This is a genomic window from Rugamonas sp. FW305-51 (assembly GCF_058786935.1).
This window is the reverse complement of record NZ_JBYSZG010000011.1, coordinates 1-18,729: the sequence shown is the minus strand read 5'-3', so window position 1 is coordinate 18,729 and position 18,729 is coordinate 1. Positions and strand designations below refer to the sequence as shown.

General features: G+C 67.8%; 14 protein-coding genes. 8 read left to right on the top strand and 6 right to left on the bottom strand.

Features of this window, described 5'->3' with window-relative positions:
* Positions 1-16: 16 nt before the first annotated feature.
* A complete protein-coding gene (locus tag AC3WOS_RS10075) occupies positions 17-1,534 on the bottom strand; it encodes a DegQ family serine endoprotease (RefSeq protein ID WP_492715790.1) in 1,518 nt (505 codons plus the stop codon).
* A 212-nt stretch (positions 1,535-1,746) separates the two neighbouring features.
* Complete coding sequence (locus AC3WOS_RS10070) at positions 1,747-2,202, bottom strand: Hsp20 family protein (RefSeq protein WP_492715789.1); 456 nt, start codon at positions 2,200-2,202, stop codon at positions 1,747-1,749.
* 266 nt (positions 2,203-2,468) lie between these two features.
* Between AC3WOS_RS10070 and AC3WOS_RS10065 the strand changes: the two genes are divergently transcribed.
* The 6 genes from AC3WOS_RS10065 (at position 2,469) to AC3WOS_RS10040 (ending at position 8,946) form a co-directional block, all read left to right on the top strand.
* Positions 2,469-4,403 (top strand): M61 family metallopeptidase, encoded by a 1,935-nt coding sequence (locus tag AC3WOS_RS10065; RefSeq protein ID WP_492715788.1) that lies wholly within the window; start codon positions 2,469-2,471, stop codon positions 4,401-4,403.
* A 66-nt stretch (positions 4,404-4,469) separates the two neighbouring features.
* A complete protein-coding gene (locus AC3WOS_RS10060; RefSeq protein ID WP_492715787.1) occupies positions 4,470-4,820 on the top strand; it encodes a hypothetical protein in 351 nt (116 codons plus the stop codon).
* Between the two features lie 113 nt (positions 4,821-4,933).
* Positions 4,934-5,296, top strand: coding sequence for a PepSY domain-containing protein (locus tag AC3WOS_RS10055; protein WP_492715786.1), 363 nt, complete (start codon positions 4,934-4,936; stop codon positions 5,294-5,296).
* Positions 5,293-5,763 (top strand): DUF2271 domain-containing protein, encoded by a 471-nt coding sequence (locus AC3WOS_RS10050; protein ID WP_492715785.1) that lies wholly within the window; start codon positions 5,293-5,295, stop codon positions 5,761-5,763. The genes AC3WOS_RS10055 and AC3WOS_RS10050 overlap by 4 nt, the downstream gene beginning before the upstream one ends.
* An 11-nt stretch (positions 5,764-5,774) precedes the next feature.
* The gene (locus AC3WOS_RS10045; RefSeq protein WP_492715784.1) at positions 5,775-7,994 is read left to right on the top strand and encodes a PepSY domain-containing protein; all 2,220 of its coding nucleotides are present in this window, start codon (positions 5,775-5,777) and stop codon (positions 7,992-7,994) included.
* Positions 7,978-8,946, top strand: coding sequence for an FAD:protein FMN transferase (locus AC3WOS_RS10040; protein WP_492715783.1), 969 nt, complete (start codon positions 7,978-7,980; stop codon positions 8,944-8,946). Before AC3WOS_RS10045 ends, AC3WOS_RS10040 begins: the two co-directional genes overlap by 17 nt.
* Here AC3WOS_RS10040 and AC3WOS_RS10035 read toward each other — a convergent pair whose 3' ends face one another.
* On the bottom strand, positions 8,947-10,428 hold the full coding sequence (locus tag AC3WOS_RS10035; protein ID WP_492715782.1) for a Y-family DNA polymerase: 1,482 nt from the start codon (positions 10,426-10,428) through the stop codon (positions 8,947-8,949).
* On the bottom strand, positions 10,358-11,068 hold the full coding sequence (gene imuA / locus AC3WOS_RS10030) for a translesion DNA synthesis-associated protein ImuA (protein WP_492715781.1): 711 nt from the start codon (positions 11,066-11,068) through the stop codon (positions 10,358-10,360). Before imuA ends, AC3WOS_RS10035 begins: the two co-directional genes overlap by 71 nt.
* A 158-nt stretch (positions 11,069-11,226) precedes the next feature.
* On the opposite strand from imuA, the gene AC3WOS_RS10025 reads away from it, so the two are divergent.
* Positions 11,227-12,477: a putative Na+/H+ antiporter gene (locus AC3WOS_RS10025; protein ID WP_492715780.1), complete on the top strand. Its 1,251-nt coding sequence runs from the start codon at positions 11,227-11,229 to the stop codon at positions 12,475-12,477.
* A 13-nt stretch (positions 12,478-12,490) separates the two neighbouring features.
* Here the strand turns inward: AC3WOS_RS10025 and AC3WOS_RS10020 are convergent, their stop codons facing one another.
* Entirely contained in the window at positions 12,491-13,351 is an 861-nt protein-coding gene (locus tag AC3WOS_RS10020; protein ID WP_492715779.1) for an extracellular catalytic domain type 1 short-chain-length polyhydroxyalkanoate depolymerase, read from the bottom strand.
* A 508-nt stretch (positions 13,352-13,859) separates the two neighbouring features.
* Here AC3WOS_RS10020 and AC3WOS_RS10015 point away from each other — a divergent pair.
* Positions 13,860-14,288 (top strand): PRC-barrel domain-containing protein, encoded by a 429-nt coding sequence (locus tag AC3WOS_RS10015; protein ID WP_492715778.1) that lies wholly within the window; start codon positions 13,860-13,862, stop codon positions 14,286-14,288.
* A 71-nt stretch (positions 14,289-14,359) separates the two neighbouring features.
* Here the strand turns inward: AC3WOS_RS10015 and hrpA are convergent.
* Positions 14,360-18,729 (bottom strand): ATP-dependent RNA helicase HrpA (gene hrpA, locus AC3WOS_RS10010; protein ID WP_492715777.1); only part of this gene is annotated, 4,370 nt, incomplete at its 5' end.

Here is an 18,729-nt window from a genome sequence, read left to right as displayed (position 1 = left end):
CCTGCCGGCCCGAAGATCAGCCCAGCCGCACGGGAATGAAGATCTTCTCATCCCCGCGCTGGATCAGCAAGGCCACCGACTTGTCCGACTTCGACACCACGTCGCGCACCTGCTCCACACTGTTGACCGGCCGGCCGTTCACGGACAGCAGCACGTCGCCCGGCTGCACGCCCGCGTAGGCGGCCGCGCCGCCGGCATCCTCGATCAGCAGGCCGCTGGCCAGGCCCGATTCGCGCCGCTCCTGGGCGTCCAGCGGACGCAGGGCCAGGCCCAGTTTGAGCTTGGCGCTGGCGCCATGGGTGGGCTGGTCGGCGTCGGCCGTCTTGTCGTTGGCGTTGGCCAGGGTGGCCGTCACGTCCACCGTCTTGCCCTGGCGCCAGACCTGCAGCGCCACTTTATCGCCGGGCGTGGACAGTCCCACCACGGCCGGCAGGTCGCCCGAGCTGACAATGGTCTGGCCATTGAGCTTGCGGATCACGTCGCCCGGCTTGAGGCCGGCCTTCTCGGCCGCGCTGCCGCGCTCCACGTTCGACACCAGCGCCCCTTCCGGCGTGGGCAGGCCGAAGGAATCGGCAAAGCCCTGGTTCACTTCCTGCACCGTCACGCCCAGCTTGGCGTGCACCACCTTGCCGGTGGCCACGATCTGGTCCTTGACCTTGCTGGCCACGTCGATCGGGATGGCGAACGACAGGCCCTGGTAGCCGCCCGTCTGGCTGTATATCTGGGAATTGATGCCCACCACTTCGCCGCGCGTGTTGAACAGGGGACCGCCCGAGTTGCCGGGGTTGACGGCCACGTCGGTCTGGATGAAGGGTACGTTACCGTCCGGCAGCGAGCGGCCCTTGGCGCTGACCACGCCGGCCGTCACCGTGCTCTCCAGGCCGTAGGGCGAGCCGATGGCCAGCACCCACTCGCCCACTTTCAAGTCGTTGGCCTTGGCCAGCGGCACCACGGGCAGGTTCTTGGCGTCGATCTTGAGCACCGCCACGTCCGTCTTGGGATCGGAGCCGAGCACCTTGGCGCGGAATTCGCGGCGGTCCGTCAGCTTGACGCTCACTTCGCTCGCATCGCGCACCACGTGGGCATTGGTCAGGATCACGCCGTCCGGGCTGATGATGAAGCCGGAACCGACGCCATGGGTGGGCACGTCGCGCATGCCGCGCTGCTGGCCCTGGAAGCGGCGGAAGAATTCGAAGAACGGATCGTTGCCGAACGGGTCGCCGCGGCCGCTGGCCTGGTCGCCCAGGTCGACCGCCGTCCTGGTGCTGCCCGTGACGCTGATGTTGACCACGGCCGGCCCGTTGTGGGCGGCGATGGTGCTGAAGTCGGGCAGCGTCATCATGGGCGCCGGCACCGGCACGGCGCCGGGCACGGGGGCGGCGGCGGGCGCCACGCCCAGGCCGGGCGCGGCGGCGGCCACGGCATTGCTTTGATGGACGGCGATGGCACCTCCCGCGGCGAGCACGCCCACGGCGGCCACTGCCAGGGTAAGACGCTTGACGGTCATCGATCCGAACAGAGTAGTTTGAGACATTGCAGCACTCCTGAATTGAATGAGGTTGTTGACGTATCCAATATGGAGCAGGAAACTTAGGCCATGCTTAGAAGTCATGCCAAATGGTGGCCGGCATGACGCCGGCGCGGCTGGCCGGCGGCGCAAACGCCGCTGGCCGGACAAGCCGGCCAGTGGGAATTGCGGATTGCGCCGTCAGGGCAGCGGGCACGGTGTGCCCTGCCCCGGCGCCCTTATGCGGCCTGGCGCTGCTCCAGCGGGGTGACGTTGTCGCCGCCGATGACGATCTTGCGTGGCTTGAGCACCTCGGGCACTTCGCGCACCAGCTCGATGGTCAGCATGCCGTTCTCGAACGCGGCGCCCGTCACCTTGACGTGGTTGGCCAGCTGGAAGCGCTGCTCGAAGTCGCGCGCCGCGATGCCGCGGTGCAGATAGGTGCGCTCGACGCCGTCGCGCTGCTTGCGGCCCACGATGTGCAGGGTATCGCGTTCGGCCGTGATGTCGATCTCGGCGCGGTCAAAGCCGGCCAGCGCCATCACGATGCGGTACTTGTCTTCCGATACCAGTTCGATGTTGTAGGGGGGATAGCTGGGCTGGCTGTCGCCGCGCTGGGCGTCGTTGAGCAGCTGGGCCAGGCGATCGAAACCGATGGCGGAACGGTACAGGGGGGTCAGGTCGAAAGTACGCATGGTGGATATCCTTTTCAAGTTAAGCGATATGGGGTTGCGGTCCCCTGCTGGGCAACCGCTGAGTCCCATATACGGTGCCCGGGCACCGTTTCAAGATCTTGAAAAACACCGCCACCGTCCCCAGCCGGCAAAAAAAATGTAAAAAAATGGCGCCAGCCGCCAGCCCCTCCCGCTGTTGCCGCCAGTCCCCATGATGGCGAGATTTTTTAGTTGCCCACATGCTACACTCGCCAGCTTCTTACATTGCCACCACCCAGTAACCGACCATGACCCTGTCCCAGACCAAGACCGTATCCCTGTCCCGTCTGCCTCGCCTGCGCGCCACCGCGCTGTTGGCGGCCCTGCTGGCCACCGGCCTCGCGGCCCGGGCCGAATCCATCCCGGCGCCCGTGGACCAGCCCTATCCGGGCACCATCGTCCTGAAAGTGGACGCCAGCAATACGGCCCAGCAAATCTTCCGCATCCATGAAAGCATCCCCGTCCGTCCCGGCAAGCTGACGCTGCTATATCCGCAGTGGGTGCCGGGCAACCATGGTCCCAGCGGCCCGCTCAACCAGTTCGCCGGCCTCAAACTGAGCGTGGACGGCAAGGAGCTCGCCTGGCAGCGCGACCCGGTCAACGTGCACGCCTTCCACCTCGACGTGCCGGCCGGCGCCACCGCGCTGGAGGCGGAATACCAGTTCCTGTCGCCGGTGGAGGCGAACCAGGGCCGCACCACCATCACCAGCGACATGCTCGGCGTCCAATGGCATGCGATGGCCCTGTATCCGGCCGGCTATCACACGCGCCGCATCACGGTCCAGCCCAACCTGACGCTGCCGGCCGGCTGGCAGTACGGCACGGCGCTGGAGACGGCCAGTCGCACGGGCGACGACGTGGCGTTCCAGCCGCTCGACCTGGAAAAGCTGGTCGACTCGCCCCTGTTCGCGGGCCGCTATTTCCGCCGCATCGACCTGGCGCCGGGCGCCAGGGTGCCGGTGCACCTGGACCTCATGGCCGACACGGCCGAGGCGCTGGACGCCAAGCCGGAGCAGATCGAACTGCACCGCGCCATGGTGAGCCAGGCCATCAAGCTGTTCAATTCGCAGCACTATGCGCACTATGATTTCCTGTTCGCCCTGAGCGACGATTTCGGCGGCATCGGCCGCGAACACCACCAGTCCAGCGAGAACGGCCTGAAGACGGGCTACTTCACGGACTGGGCCAAGAGCGAAGGCGAGCGCGGCCTGCTGCCCCATGAATTCGCCCATTCGTGGAACGGCAAGTTCCGCCGTCCGGCCGGCCAGGATGTGCCCGATTTCAACACGCCGCTGCAGAACGCCCTGCTGTGGGTGTACGAAGGCCAGACCCAGTACTGGGGCGAAGTGCTGGCGGCCCGTTCCGGCCTGATCAAGCCGGAACACATGCGCGACCTGTTCGCCGCCATGGCCGCCCGCTACGACGCGGTGCAGGGCCGCAGCTGGCGCGCCGTGCAGGACACCACCAACGACCCCATCATCAACGGGCGCCGTCCCCAGCCGTGGAACAACTGGCAGCGGGGCGAGGATTATTACTCGGAAGGAGCCCTGATCTGGCTCGACGTGGACACCAAGATCCGCGAAATGTCGAACGAGCGCCGCTCGCTGAACGACTTCGCCCGCGGCTTCTTCGGCGTGGACGACGGCGTCAGCGTGGCCCGGTATTACACCTTCGAGGACGTGGTGGCGGCCCTGAACGCGGTGCAAGCCTATGACTGGGCCAGCTTCCTGCGCACCCGGCTCGACGGCCACGGCCCCGGCGCCCCGCTCGACGGCCTGGCCCGCGCCGGCTGGAAACTGGTGTACTCGGACCAGCCGACCGAGTTCCTGAAAGCCCAGGAAGAGCAAAGCAAGTGGGCCAACTTCCAGTATTCGCTGGGCTTCTCGGTGGGGCCGGAAGGCAAGATCGAGGCGCTGCGCTGGGAAGGCCCGGGCTTCCGCGCCGGCCTGTCGGGTAACACGACACTGCTGGCCGTCAACGGCCGCGCCTACAAGGCCGACGCGCTGCGGGCCGCCGTCACGGCCGCCAAGGGCGGCAAGCAGGCGATCGAACTGCTGGTCAAGAAGGGCAATCTGTACCGCACCATCGCCCTCGACTATCATGACGGCCTCAAGTATCCGCGCCTGGAGCGCATCGCCGGCACGCCAGACCGCCTGGGCGCCATCCTGACCCCGCTGAAGTAAGGGGACACGGCGGCGGCGCGGCCCGCGCCGCTGCCCGATGGGCGCCGTATGGTGTATCCTAGCGCCATGAACAAAGACACCGACATCCAGCTCAGCGGCCCGTTCAAGGCCACCGACGGCTCCGGCCGTGCCCACGACATCAAGGCGATCCGCATCTTCGACGAAGGTTACGGCGCCATCGACGTGTACGTGGATTTCGCCGGCGCCATTGCCGGCCTGCACAAGGACAAGACCTTGATCGCGGCCATCGTGGCCCAGCTGCGTACCATGGGCTACAAGGGCCCGGCCCTGACGCCGGGCGACTCCGTGCTGCAGGAAAACAAACTGATGGTGCTGGAAGCGCCCGACGAATTCAACACCTACGCCGCCGGCAAGGGCTGGAAAGACCTGGCCGAAGAATTCAACGACGACGAATAAACTCTTTTTTCTTCCCCACGGGAACAGCCCCCGCGTCCTCCCGCTGGTCGCACTGGTAAGCCTGATGTCAGTATTGCCCACTAAAGTGGCGATACTGTAACGAGGAGTACGCGATGTTCCCGTTTCGCCCATTGATCGTCCTGGCCGCCCTTGGCGCCAGCGGCGTGGCGTTCGCCGAGGTCAGTTGCAGCGATCCCGTCGCCGACTGGAAACCCCGTGAGCAATTGCAGCACGAGGCCGAACAGCGCGGCTGGACGGTCCAGCGGATCAAGATCGATGACGGCTGCTACGAGCTTAGGGGAATCGACCGCAACGGCAACAAGATCAAGGCCAAATACGCGCCAGCCTCGCTGCGTATCCGTAGCCTGGCGGTGGAATTCGGGCCGGCCGGCGAAACGTCCGATTATCTCGGCCCGCAACCGCACGGGCCCATCCGCCGGCGCGCGGGTCCGGCCTCCAATGGGGAAACACAATGAAACATACGACAGCTTACGCCTGCCTGGCAGGTGCTTTGGCGTTGCCCGCCCTGGCCCAGGCGCGGCCGGTGGTGCTGACGGCACAGCTGAAGAACTACGCCGGCAACGGCGCCTACCTGGCCCTCTACCTCACCGACGCCACCGGCAAGTACAAGAAAACGCTGTGGGTGGCGGGGAAGAAATCGAAATACTACAAGCACCTGAGCGACTGGGCCCGCGGCAGCGGCCTGAACGCGCGCGAATTCGACGGCGTCAGCGGCGCCAGCGTGGGCAGCGGCAAGGCGCTCAAGGTGACGGTCGAACTGGCCGACACCCTGATCGATGCCGGCTATGAAATCCGGATCGACAGCGCCGTCGAGGATGGCCGCGACCATCCGGCCGATGCGCGCGCGCCGCTGACCAAACAGGGTGCGGGCAAGCCGGTCAGCGGACGGGGCTACGTCCAGTCCTTCACTTACGACATGTAAGCTCCCCGCACATGCTGCGCCAGCTGCATTCGCTCCCCGGCCTGATCAGCGCGCTGCTGGTCATGCTGATCGGGATCACGGGTGCCGTGCTGTCGCTCGATCCCGCGCTCGACCGGCTCGGCACCAGCGTGCCGGCCGGCGCCAGCGTGGCCGAACTGGCGGAGCGGGTGACGCGCCAGTATCCAGGAGTGGAACAAATCCAGCGCACGCCCTCCGGTTCGATCATCGTCTACTACAGCGCGGGCAGCACTTCGGGCGTGGACCGGGTCGATCCGACAAGCGGCCAGCGCATCGCCCCCTACACGCCGTCGGCCTTGATGCGCTGGGTCAAGGAACTGCACCGGTCGTTGATGCTCGATACGGCCGGCAGCGCGGCGACCGGCATCACGGCACTGGCGATGCTGCTGCTGTCCGGTTCGGGCATCGCGCTGCTGGCCCAGCGGGTCGGCGGCTGGCGCCGGCTGGCGCGGCCCCTGCACGGCAACCGCAGCCAGCGCTGGCATGCCCAGGTCGCCCGCCTGGCCGCCGCCGGACTGCTGTTGTCGGCCCTGACCGGCAGCTACATGTCGGCGGCCACCTTCGCCCTCGTTTCCGACGGCACCCAGGACGAACCCGACTTTCCCGCCGCCACCTCCGGCGGCACGCCCTTGCCCGCCGCCCGCCTGCCCGCCTTGCAGGCCACCAGGCTGGCCGACCTGCGCGAGCTCGATTTCCCCTTGCCCGGCGACCGCGCCGCCGTCTACACCCTGCGCACCGCGCAAGGCGACGCCTATGTCGACCAGGCCACGGGGGCCGCGCTCGTCTATCGCGCCCACAGCGGCGTACGGGAAGCGTATGAACTGATCTACCAGCTGCACACCGGCGAAGGCTTGTGGTGGCTGGGCCTGCTGCTGGGGCTGAGCGCGCTCGGCGCGCCCTGGCTGGCCGCGACCGGCGCCATCGTGTGGTGGCAGCGGCAGCGCGCCAAGCCCCGCATCGCCGGCAACAGTCCGGCGCAGTCGGCCCAGACCGTGATCCTGGTGGGCAGCGAGAACAACAGTACCTGGGGTTTCGCGCAGGTACTGCACGAGGCGCTGCGGGCCGCCGGGCAACGGGTGCACACGGCGCCCATGAACCAGTTCTCGTCCCGCCACGGCGCCGCGCGCCAGCTGTTCATCCTGACGGCGACTTATGGCGACGGCGAGGCGCCCGCCTCGGCCCGGCAATTCCTCGCCCATCTGGCGGCCATCGCCCCCAACCCGGCTTGCCGGTTCACCGTGCTCGGTTTCGGCGACCGCCAGTTTCCCCGGTTTTGCCAGTTCGCCCAGGACGTGGACGCGGCCATGGCGGCGCGCGGCTGGCACCGGTTGCTGGAACTGACCAGGATAGACCGCCAGTCGAGCCAGGAATTTGCCCGCTGGGGCGCCAGCGTCGGCGCCTTGCTCGGCCACGAGCTGGTGCTCGAACATACGCCTGTCCATCCGCGCACCCATACGCTGCAATTGCGTGAGCGTATCGACTACGGCCTGGAAGAACAGGATCCCACCGTCGTGCTGCGCTTTGTCGCCGCGCCCCCTGGGCCGGACGCCCACTGGCTCAGGCGCCGGCTGGCGCGGCAACGGCTGCCCCGCTTCGAAGCGGGCGACCTGGCCGGCATCATCCCGCCCGGCAGTCCGATGCCGCGCTTTTATTCGCTGGCCAGCGGCGCGCGCAACGGGGTACTCGAAATTTGCGTGCGCAAGCAGCCGGCGGGCGTGTGCTCGACCTATCTGCATGGCTTGCGGCCGGGGGACCGGATCGCGCTGTTCATCCAGCCCAATCCGCAGTTCCGTCCCGCCTCGGGCAAGGCGCCCGTGATCCTGATCGGCGCCGGCACGGGCATCGGCCCGCTGGCCGGCTTCATCCGCAACAACACGGGCAAACACCCGATGTACCTGTACTGGGGCGGACGCAATCCCGAAACCGATTTCCTGTACGAACCAGAGCTGCGCAACTACCTGGCCGACCGCAGGCTGACGCAGCTGCACACGGCCTTTTCGCGGGTCCAGCATGGGGAGCGGGTGCAGAACCGGCTGATGGAGGACGCCGACAACATGCGCCAGCTGATCGGCAACCATGGCCAGGTACTGGTGTGCGGCAGCCGGGCCATGGCCGGCAGCGTCCGCCAGGCGCTGGACGAGATACTGGCCCCGCTCAAACTGAACGTGCAGACGTTGCGGGAGGAAGGACGGTACCGTGAAGACGTGTTCTGACCTTGCCGCCCCTGCGCTGCGGCGCTACAGCCTCAATGGCGCGACCATGGGCACCCGCTACAGCGCCGTCTTCTATGCCTGCGAACCATTGGCGCTGAAGGCCGTCGGCGCCAGCCTGTTCGCCGCCGTCGACCAGGTCGATCGGCAGATGTCGGGCTGGAATCGCGCTTCCGACCTGTGCCGCCTGAATGCCGCACCCATCGATAGCTGGGTGGCCATTCCGGAACAGCTGGCGCAGGTGCTGGCGACGGGACTGCTGGTGGGCCAACAATCGAACGGCGCCTTCGACATGGGGGTGGGCCAGCTGGTGGAGGACTGGGGCTTCGGTCCCGCGCAACGCACGCCCTCGCCGCAGCGCGCGGCGTTGCATGGCGCGGCATACCAGCCGGCCGGCACGGCCCTGGAGCTCGACCATGCGGGCCGGCGGGTGCGCAAGCTGGCGCCGGTGGCGCTTGACCTGTCGGGCATCGCCAAGGGGTATGGCGTGGACCAGCTCGCACACTGCCTCGATGGCTGGGGCATAGACCGCTACCTGGTCGGCATCGATGGGGAAATGCGTGCGCGCTCGGAAAAACCCGATGGTGGCGCATGGACCGTGGCGATCGAAAAGCCGACCTATGGCATCCGCGAGGTGGGCGGCGTGATGGAACTGCACGACACGGCGATCGCCACTTCCGGCGATTATCGCCATTGGGTCGATGTGGCGGGGACGCGCTATGCGCACACCATGCATCCGGGCTTGCGCCAGCCGGTGGCCAACGGTGTCGCGGCCGTCAGTGTGCTGGCGCCCACTTGCATGCTGGCCGATGCCTGGGCCACGGCACTGATGGTGCTGGGCCAGGCCGACGGCGTGGCACTGGCCAGGGAGCGCGGCATGGACGCGCTGTTCGTGCTGCGCGACGGCGACCGGCTGGAGGAGATCCTGGTCGCCGAAGGACGGGCGCTCGGCTAGCTAGCCAAACAAGCCGTGCAGATACCAGCGCGGCTCGGCCTGCCCGTCCGCGCTGGCCAGGCGTTCGCGGTAGACCCAGTAATGCGCATGGTCCAGGCCCTCGGCGATGAAATAGTCGCGGGTCTGGGTCTGGCTCCACCAGCCCGCCTCGATGCGCTCGCCGCCCGACATCATCTTCAGCGGCGAACCGTAGAACGGCCGGTGGTCGCGCATCAGCAATGCGATGGGCTTGGCCAGCAGCCAGGCGGGCCGGGGCAGGCTGGGCATGTCCGGCGGCAGTTGGGCGCGGGCGTCGGCCGGGCGTATCTTTTCCTGCACGCTGACCCAGCGGTTGGCCAGCTCGGGCCGGTAGTCGGCCTGGGGCGCGGCCTGCAGCACATTGTCCGGCCCCAGCCGCGCCACCAGCAGTTCGAACAGCCGCTGCCGGTCTTCCTTGCTGCCGCCCGGTTCGGGAAACAGCGACGCGCTGGGCGGGGCCATGGGCTGCACCTGCAGCGCTTCCAGGCACAGGCCGATGACGGGCGCCTCCAGCGCCAGCTTGGCCAGCCGTTCCTTGAGCAGGCGCAGCAGGTGTTCGGCGCGCCAGGTCGGTTCGGCCAGCACGAGCTCCACCACCGTGGGCGCACGGGCCACCTTGCCCCGTTCATGCTCGAGCACCAGACTGACGCGCTCGACGGCGAACTGGCGCGCGCACAGCCAGCCCGTCATTTGCAGCAGCAGCCGGTGGGCGCCGAACAGCAGCGCTTCCGCATGCTCGACCCGGTCGAACAGTTCCAGCCTGGCGCGGAAGCTTTCCGGCGCGGCCAGCCATTCGAACAGCTCGGCCGTCTGCCCGTGCGCGCCGTCCAGCATGTCGAGCAGGGCCCGGCCGCAGCGGCGCTGCAGACCGGGACGGGGCAGGCGGCGCAGCTCGCCCACGGTCAGGCAGCCGATGCCCTCGAACCAGCTCAGGTAGGGCCGCGCGGGCGGCAGCAGGCTGCACGGCAGGCACGCCAGGCGCCGCTCCAGCGTCGCCATCTTCAGGCTGCGCCCGCCCCCGCTGCGGGCCAGCAGCCAGGCGCCCCGCGCCGTGGGCGCGCAGCCGAGCGCGGCCGTGAAGCCCAGCGCCTGCAGGCTGGCCAGCACTTGCCGGCACAGGGCGCGGATGCCGCCGAACAGGCGCAGGCTGGCGCCCACGTCCATCAGCAGCGTCGCTTCCTCGCCCTCGGCCACCTGGGGCGTAAATTGCAGCAGCGCCATGGCCACGGCCTGCAGCGCGTCGGCCTCCAGCGCCGGCGCCCGCTGGTGCAGCTGGGCCTGCGGCGCCAGCATCAGCGCCCCGCCGCGCCGCATGCCCGGCCGCACCCCGGCCGCCTGCGCCTGCGGCGAGGCGGCCAGTACGCGCTCCTGCTCCAGCACCACGCTGGCCTGGTCATCCGACCAGCGCGGGCAAAACACTTCGAGCGGGAGCCGGGGCAGGTAGAGGCCGATCCAGAGACGCATGGCGCTGCAATAAAGAAGGAGTGAGTGGCAGGAACAGCGGCGCATCGCGCTGCGGTCCCCGGCGCTTGACGAAGCCGAGCTCGATGCCGCCGGCCGCCGGCCGCAGCGACAGCCGCAGCGGCGCCGGCGACGCATCCTGCGCCGCCGCCAGCGGCCGCAGCATGCAGAACAGGGTGTCGCCGCTTTGCGCCGCCAGGTGCAGCCGGCGCAGCGTCTCGCCGCGCGCGTGGGACTGCCACAGCAGCAGCGCGCCGCAGCAGCCGCTGCGCAGCACCTGTTCCGCCGCCCACAGGGCATCGGCGCTCCTGGCGCCGCTGCGTATCCAGATCAGCTGCGACGGCGGCAAACCCAGCGCGGCCAGCGCCAGCGCCTGCGGCACATGGGGCGGCTGCAGCAGCACGATGGAGCGCTGGCCCAGGCTGGCCAGGGCCGGCCGCAGCAGCCGCAATTCGCCGCTGCCGGGCTGCTGCACCAGCAAGTCGATCAGCGTGCCCAGCGGCCAGCCGCCGCCCGGCAACTGGGCCGACAGGGCGGCAAAGCCCGTGTCGACGCAGCGGGTGCTGCTGTGCGCCAGTTGCGAAGCGAGCCATAACGACGGATGCACGGCTTCGGGCGCGGCAATGGGAGCGGAACGGGACATGGGATTCAAGCGGGATTCAATCGCAAAATACTGTATAAATACACAGTACTATCTGGCGCCCGTTTTGGCAAGGGCTATCTGCCGCCGGGTGCGGATTGAATATTGGAAACCTTGCATATGCTGTAACATGGAGCCGATACGGACACCAACGGAGCCCCATGACTACCATGCAACTGATCGGCGCCATCCTGTTCGGCCTGGCGCTGCTGCACACCTTTGCCGCCAAGTCGTTCGAAGTGCTGGCCCACCGCCACCCGCGCCACGCCGGCCTGTTCCACCTGCTGGGCGAGGTCGAAGTGGTGTTCGGCTTCTGGGCTTTCGTGCTGGTCATCGCCATGGCCCTGCTGCAAGGCGGCCAGGCCGCCATCGATTACGCGGAAACGCGCCAGTACACGGAGCCGCTGTTCGTGTTCGTCGTCATGGTGGTGGCGGCCTCGCGGCCCGTGCTCGACATCGTGCAGCGCACGCTGCGCCTGCTGGCCCGGCTGGTGCCGCTGCGCACGGAACTGACGCTGGTCTGGTTCGGCCTGGCGCTGGTGCCGCTGACGGGTTCCCTGATCACGGAGCCGGCCGCCATGACGCTGGCCGCGCTGATGCTGGCGCCGCAGGTGTTCCGCCACGGCATGCCGGAATGGCTGAAGTATGCGGCGCTGGGCGTGTTGTTCGTCAACGTCTCGATCGGCGGCACGCTGACGGCCTACGCCGCGCCGCCCGTGCTGATGGTGGCCACCACCTGGCAATGGGACAGCGCCTTCATGGCCAGCCACTTCGGCTGGAAGGCCGCCATCGCCGTGCTGTTCAACGCCACCGTCGTCACCTTCCTGCTGCGCCGCCATGTGGACGGCGCCGCCGCGCAATCGGGCGACGCGGAGCAAGCACCGGTGCCGCTGGCCGTGGCCGCCATCCACCTGGCCTTCCTGGCCGCCGTGGTGGTGCTGGGCCACCATCCGGTGCTGTTCCTCGGCATCTTCCTGCTGTTCCTCGGCTTTACCCAGGCCTACCAGCGCTACCAGCACACGCTGATCGTCAAGGAAGGCTTGCTGGTCGGCTTCTTCCTGGCCGGACTGGTGGTGCTGGGCGGCATGCAGCAATGGTGGTTGCAGCCCATCGTCGCTAGCCTGCCGCCGGTGGCCCTGTTCTTCAGCGCGCTGGGTTTGACGGCCATTACCGACAACGCGGCCCTGACCTATCTCGGTTCGCTCATCCAGGGCATTTCCGTCCAGTCCCAGTACATGCTGGTGGCCGGGGCCGTGGCCGGCGGCGGCCTGACGGTGATCGCCAACGCGCCCAATCCGGCCGGCGTGTCGCTGCTGCGGCGCGGCTTCCAGGACGAATCGATCGGCGCGCTGGGCCTGCTCATGGGTGCGCTGCCGCCCACGGTCGTGGCGGCACTGGCCTTCCTGCTCTAGTGGACTGTAACGCTCACGCGGGCGCGCGCCGGTGGTGCGCAAAAAACTCCAGCATCATCTGGCTCGCGTCCGGACCTGCGCCGGCATGGAACGGCACGGCCGGATCGCCTCCGCTCCAGGCATGTCCCAGCTGCGCGATACGCGCCACCCTGAGCAGCAATGTGCGGCCCACAAAATAGTCGTGGATCTGGTGCGCGCCGGGGCTGCCGGCACGGCCACCCGGCTTGCTGCTGACCTTGGCCGCCATGCCAGGCGCCAGCCCATGCAACAGCAAGCCCTGCTGTAACAGCTGGCTCTGGTTGACGGGCCGCACCACGCGGTCGCCATCGCCCTGGATCAGGATGGTCGGCATGGCAGGGAACCCGGGCCGCCGCAGCAATACGTCACGGATCGCATGCTCGCCCCGGACACCGGCACCGTGCTGCAGCACGCCCAGCGCGCCGACGGTGCTGTGGCCCGCGCCGAACGCCGGTCCGGAATGCAGGCCCACCGCTGCAATCAGGCCGGGATGGTTGAGCGCGACGATATGGGCCATGCCCGCACCGGCCGACATGCCGGCAATATAGATGCGGCTACGGTCCAGCGCATACTGCCGCTGCACTTTGTCGATGATGCCAACGATCATGGGCACGTCGCCGCCGCCCAACTGGGTGGCGTGGTCATACCACTTCCAGCAGCGCTGGGCATGGCTGCTGACGCGTTGCTGCGGATACAGCACGGCGAAGCCGCCGCGCTCGGCCAGCTGATTCATGCGCGTCCCCTGCGCCAGCTGGGTGGCAGTCTGCTGGCAACCGTGCAGCATCACCACCAGCGGCAGGCCGGCGCCGCCCGCCCGTTCAGCAAGCCGATCAGGCAAGTAGAGCCAGTAACTCATGCGCCTTGCCGCGCCAACGCCGATGGCAGCTGGCGCCGTGTAATGGGACGCCAGCCATTTTCCAGGTGAAGCGGACACATGCGGCACTGCCGCCGCTTTCCGGGGAATGCTTTTAGGCTTGGCGACAGCTTTCGCCGCCGGCCGTAGCTTGGGCTTGGGCTTGGGTTTCGCCTTGGGCGCGGCAAACAGCTGCGTCACCATCTTTCCGATAGAACGCTGCTGCGCCTTGCCCGACCGCACCAGACTACGCAACAACCGTGTGCCGGCGGCACTCTTGACCATCATGTTCACCGCCGCATGCTGTAAGGAAGAGGCAATGTAACGCGCGCACGCTACACGCGTCGGTACGCTGGAGCACTTACAACAACAGTGCTCCGCGCAGCATGAAGATGCGCACCACCGACGGGCGAACACGATTGAGACAGATCAGACATGCTCCATTTTCTTGTCCTATCCTGTTTACATCGCCGCGTATTTGAGGCGGCGTTTTGTATGGAAGGAGACAATCATGAGCTATCTGGACCGTGATATTTTCGGTATCTACAAGCACACGGACAAGAGCGGCCCCGGCCCCCGGTTGATGGGCGCCGACACGCTGATCGGCGAAGACGTGTACAACCAGAACGATGAAGAGCTGGGCGACATCAAGGAAATCATGCTCGACATGCAAACGGGCGAAGTGGCCTATGCCGTGCTGTCGTTCGGCGGCATCGTCGGCATCGGCGAAAAGCTGTTTGCCGTGCCGTGGGAAAGGCTGTCGCTCGACACCGTCAACAAGCGCTTCCTGCTGGACGTGGACAAGGAAACGCTGAAGAACGCCCCCGGTTTCGACAAGGACGACTGGCCCGACATGACGACGGACGACTGGGTCAACCAGGTGCACTCGTTCTATGGCACCGAGCCACACATCGGTGGCACCAGCCAGAGCCGCCACTAGCGCACGCGGCAACGGCAAGCAGGCGCGCGGCGGGCAAGGATCGCCCGCGCATCATGCTGGCCTACCGTTGCTTAACGTTGCATCGACTCCCACACTTTTTGCAGGCGCTTGACGGACACCGGCATAGGCGTCCGCAGTTCCTGCGCAAACAAGGAAACGCGCAACTCCTCCAGCATCCAGCGGAACTCGACCATTTTGGGGTCCGTGTTCTTGCCGGCCTGGCGGTCCTTGCTGGCGCGTTGATACAGCATGGCGGCCTGCTGCCATTCCGCCATCAACTTGGCGTCACGGGCCGGATCGGCGCGCAGTTTTTCGATCCGCACGTTGATCGCCTTCAGGTAGCGGGGGAAGTGGGCCAGCTGGCTGTACTCGTTCTCGGACAGGAAACGTTTGTGGACCAGGCCCTGCAGCTGGCTTTGCATATCGGCCGCGGCCTGCTGCGGCAAGCCTTGCAGCCGCTTGGGCAGGCCGTGGAATTCCGTCAGCACTTGCGCCAGCAGGCGCGCGATCTCGTTCACCAGCAGTACCAGGCGTGACTTGCCCTCGTCCTTGCGCTTGGTGAACGAGGCCGCGTCGATGGGCAGCGGATCTTGCAGGCAGGCGATGTCGAGCGCCTTGTTGATGATCTGGTCGCGCAACTCTTCCTGCGAGCCCATGGCCATGTACTGCATGCCCATCTGCTGCAGGCCGGGTATGCTTTTCTCGATGAACTTGATCTGGTCCTTGAGCTGCAGTGCGAACAGGCGGCGCAAGCCCACGCGGTGGGTGCGCGCGGCCACGGTCGGGTCGTCGAATACTTCCAGGTCGCAGTGCGTGCCCTTGTCGACCAGGGCGGGGAAGCCGATCAAGGTCAGCTTGCCCTGGGCGATTTCCAGCAGCTCCGGCAACTCGCCGAAAGTCCAGCTGGTCAGGCCCGTCAGCGTGATACCGTCCGCGGCCGAAGGCTGGTCGCCACCGGCCGTACCGCCCGCGGCGGCGACGCCAGCCTTGCCCTTGGCGCCCGCCGCTTGCGCGCCCGGAGCGCCTTGCATGCCCGGGCCGCCTGGTGCTTGCCTGCCAGCGCCAGCGCCAGCATTGCCGCCCTGCCCTGCCGCCGGCAAGGCGCCACCCGTGCCCAGCGCACGCATGCTCACGCCCTGCGTGCCGGACACTTCAGCCATCTTCTGGAAGCTCTCGCGCGCCTGCGTGCCGAATTCGGCCTGCAAGGTCGCCAGGTTGCGGCCCATCTCCAGCTGGCGGCCATGCTCGTCGATCACCTTGAAATTCATGAAGTGGTGGGCGGGCAGCGTTTCCGGCTTGAAGTCCGTGGTCAGCACGGAGATCGTGATCTGGGACCGGATGTCGGCAATGATGGCGTCGATCAGGTCGCCGCGCCCGAAGGTGCCGGCCTCCTGCACCCGCTCGCAGAATTTGGCCGCGTAATCGGGCAGCGGCACGCAGTGGCGGCGCAGCTTCTGCGGCAGCGACTTGAGCAGCAGATGCACTTTTTCCTTCAGCATGCCCGGCACCAGCCATTCGCAGCGCTCGCGCGGCAGCTGGTTCAGCGCATACAGCGGCACGGCCATGGTGACGCCATCGCGCACGCTGCCCGGCTCGAAGTGATAGGTCAGCTGCATTTCCAGTCCCGTGACGGCCATCATCTTCGGGAACAGGTCGGTGGTCACGCCGGCCGCCTCGTGGCGCATCAGCTCGTCGCGGTTCAGGTACAGCAGCTTGGGTTCGGCGGCCGTGGCGTCCTTGTGCCACTTCTCGAAACCGGCGCCGTTGACCACGTCGGCCGGGATCAGCTTGTCGTAGAAGGCGGCGATCAGCTCATCGTCCACCAGCACGTCGAGCCGGCGCGACTTGTGCTCGAGGTTCTCGATCTCCTTGATCAGCTTGTGGTTGTGCGCGAAGAACGGTGCGCGCGTGTCGTAGTCGCCGCCCACCAGTGCATCGCGGATGAAGATTTCGCGCGCTTCGGCCGGGTTGAACAGGCCGTAGTTGATGCGGCGCTGGCTGTACACCACCAGGCCGTACAGGGTGGCCCGTTCGGACGCCGTCACCTGCGCGGAACGCTTTTCCCAGCGCGGTTCGCCCCACGATTTCTTCAGCAGGTGGCCGCCCACTTTTTCCAGCCACTCGGGCTGGATCTGGGCCACGCAGCGCGCGTACAGCCGCGTGGTGTCCACCAGCTCGGCGGCCATGATCCACTTGCCCGGCTTTTTCAGCAGCGAGGAACCGGGCCAGATGTGGAACTTGATGCCGCGCGCGCCCAGGAAGCCGGCGCCCGGTTCGTCCTCGGACTTGAAGCCGATGTTGCCCAGCAGGCCGGTCAGCAGGGCCAGGTGCAGGTTCTCGTAGGTGGCCGGCGTGTCGTTCAGGCGCCAGCCCTGCTCCTTGACGATGGTCAGCAGCTGCGAATGGACATCGCGCCACTCGCGCAGGCGCAGCTGGGACAGGAAGTTGCTGCGGCAATTGTCCTGCAGCTGGCGGTTGGTCTTCTTGTGTTCGATGGCGGACTCGAACCACTTCCAGATCTTGATGTAGCTGAGGAACTCGGACTTCTCGTCGGCGAACTTCTTGTGCGCCTCGTCGGCCGCCTGCTGGTGTTCCAGCGGGCGGTCGCGCGGGTCCTGCACCGACAGGGCCGCGGCCACGATCAGCACTTCGCTCAGGCACACGTTGTCGAGCGCGGCCAGGATCATGCGGCCCACGCGCGGGTCCAGCGGCAGCTTGGCCAGCTTCTTGCCCAGCGCCGTCAGCTGGTTGTACTCGTCCACCGCGCCCAGCTCCTGCAGCAGCTGGTAGCCGTCGGCGATGGCGCGTGCCAGCGGCGGCTCGATGAAGGGGAAAGTCTCCACGTCCGTCAGGTGCAGCGACTTCATGCGCAAGATGACGGAGGCCAGCGACGAGCGCAGGATTTCCGGTTCCGTGAACTTGGGGCGCTGCAGGAAGTCCTGCTCTTCGTACAGGCGGATGCAGACGCCGTCGGCCACGCGGCCGCAACGGCCGGCGCGCTGGTTGGCGGCCGACTGCGCGATCGGTTCGATCTGCAGCTGCTCGACCTTGTTGCGGTAGCTGTAGCGCTTGACGCGCGCCAGGCCCGCGTCCACCACGTAGCGGATGCCGGGCACGGTGAGCGACGTCTCCGCCACGTTGGTGGCCAGCACGATGCGGCGCGCGTTGGTCAGCCTGAACACGCGCTCCTGCTCCTCGGCCGACAGGCGCGCGAACAGGGGCAGGATTTCCACGTGCGGCGGGTGGTGCTTGCGCAGCGCCTCGGCCGCGTCGCGGATTTCGCGCTCGCCCGGCAGGAATACCAGCACGTCGCCGGAACCGATGCGGCACAACTCGTCCACGCCGTCGACCACGGCGTCCATCAGGTCACGCTTTTCCCTTGCGCTATCACGGGCGGCGGCGGCCCGGGGCGCCGGCTTGGGCGCGTCGCCCGTCACCAGGTCGCGGTCCACCGGGCGGTAGCGCACTTCCACCTGGTACAAGCGGCCCGACACTTCGATCACGGGCGCCGGCTTTTCCGGCGAGCCGAAGTGGCGCGCGAAGCGCTCGGCGTCGATAGTGGCCGAGGTGATGATCACTTTCAGGTCCGGCCGGCGCGGCAGCAGCTGCTTCAGGTAGCCCAGCAGGAAGTCGATGTTGAGGCTGCGTTCGTGCGCCTCGTCGATGATGATGGTGTCGTAGCCCTTGAGCAGCGGGTCGGTCTGGGTCTCGGCCAGCAGGATACCGTCCGTCATCAGCTTGACGGAGGCGCCGCGCGTCAGCGTATCGGCAAAGCGCACCTTGAAGCCCACCGTGACGCCGAGCGGCGTGCCCAGCTCCTGCGCGATGCGCTTGGCCGTGGACGAGGCGGCGATACGGCGCGGCTGGGTGTGGCCGATCAGGCCCGACTGGCCCCGGCCCAGTTCCAGGCAGATCTTGGGCAACTGGGTGGTCTTGCCGGAGCCCGTCTCGCCGCACACGATGATGACTTGGTTATTCTGCAACGCCTCCGCGATCTCGTGACGGCGGCCCGACACGGGCAAGTCTTCCGGATACGTGATGGGCGGCAGCGGGTTGCGGAACGCCACCTCGGCTGCCTTGGCCGCCTGTTCCTCCGGCGTCAGGCGCGGGCGCGCGGGGCGCGGCTGGCCCTGCCCTTCCGGGCGGCCTTCGGCCCGTCCGCCACGCTGGCCGTCGCCACGGGCGGCGCGCAGCGCTTCGCCCAGCTGTCCGGCCGGCCGGGCGCCGCGCGGCGCCTGACCGCCCCGCGCATCATCGGCGCGCGGCACGCGCTGGCCTTGCGTCCCCGGCTGGCCGGCACCCGATCGCTGCCCCGCCTGCCCCTGGCGCGGCTGGCCACGCTGGCCCTGCTGCCCCCCATTCGACGGGCGTGGCTGTCCCTGCGCGGGCCTGGCGGCCGGCGCGTGCTGGCTGCGGGAAGAGGTGGCGGGCGGGGTCTGGG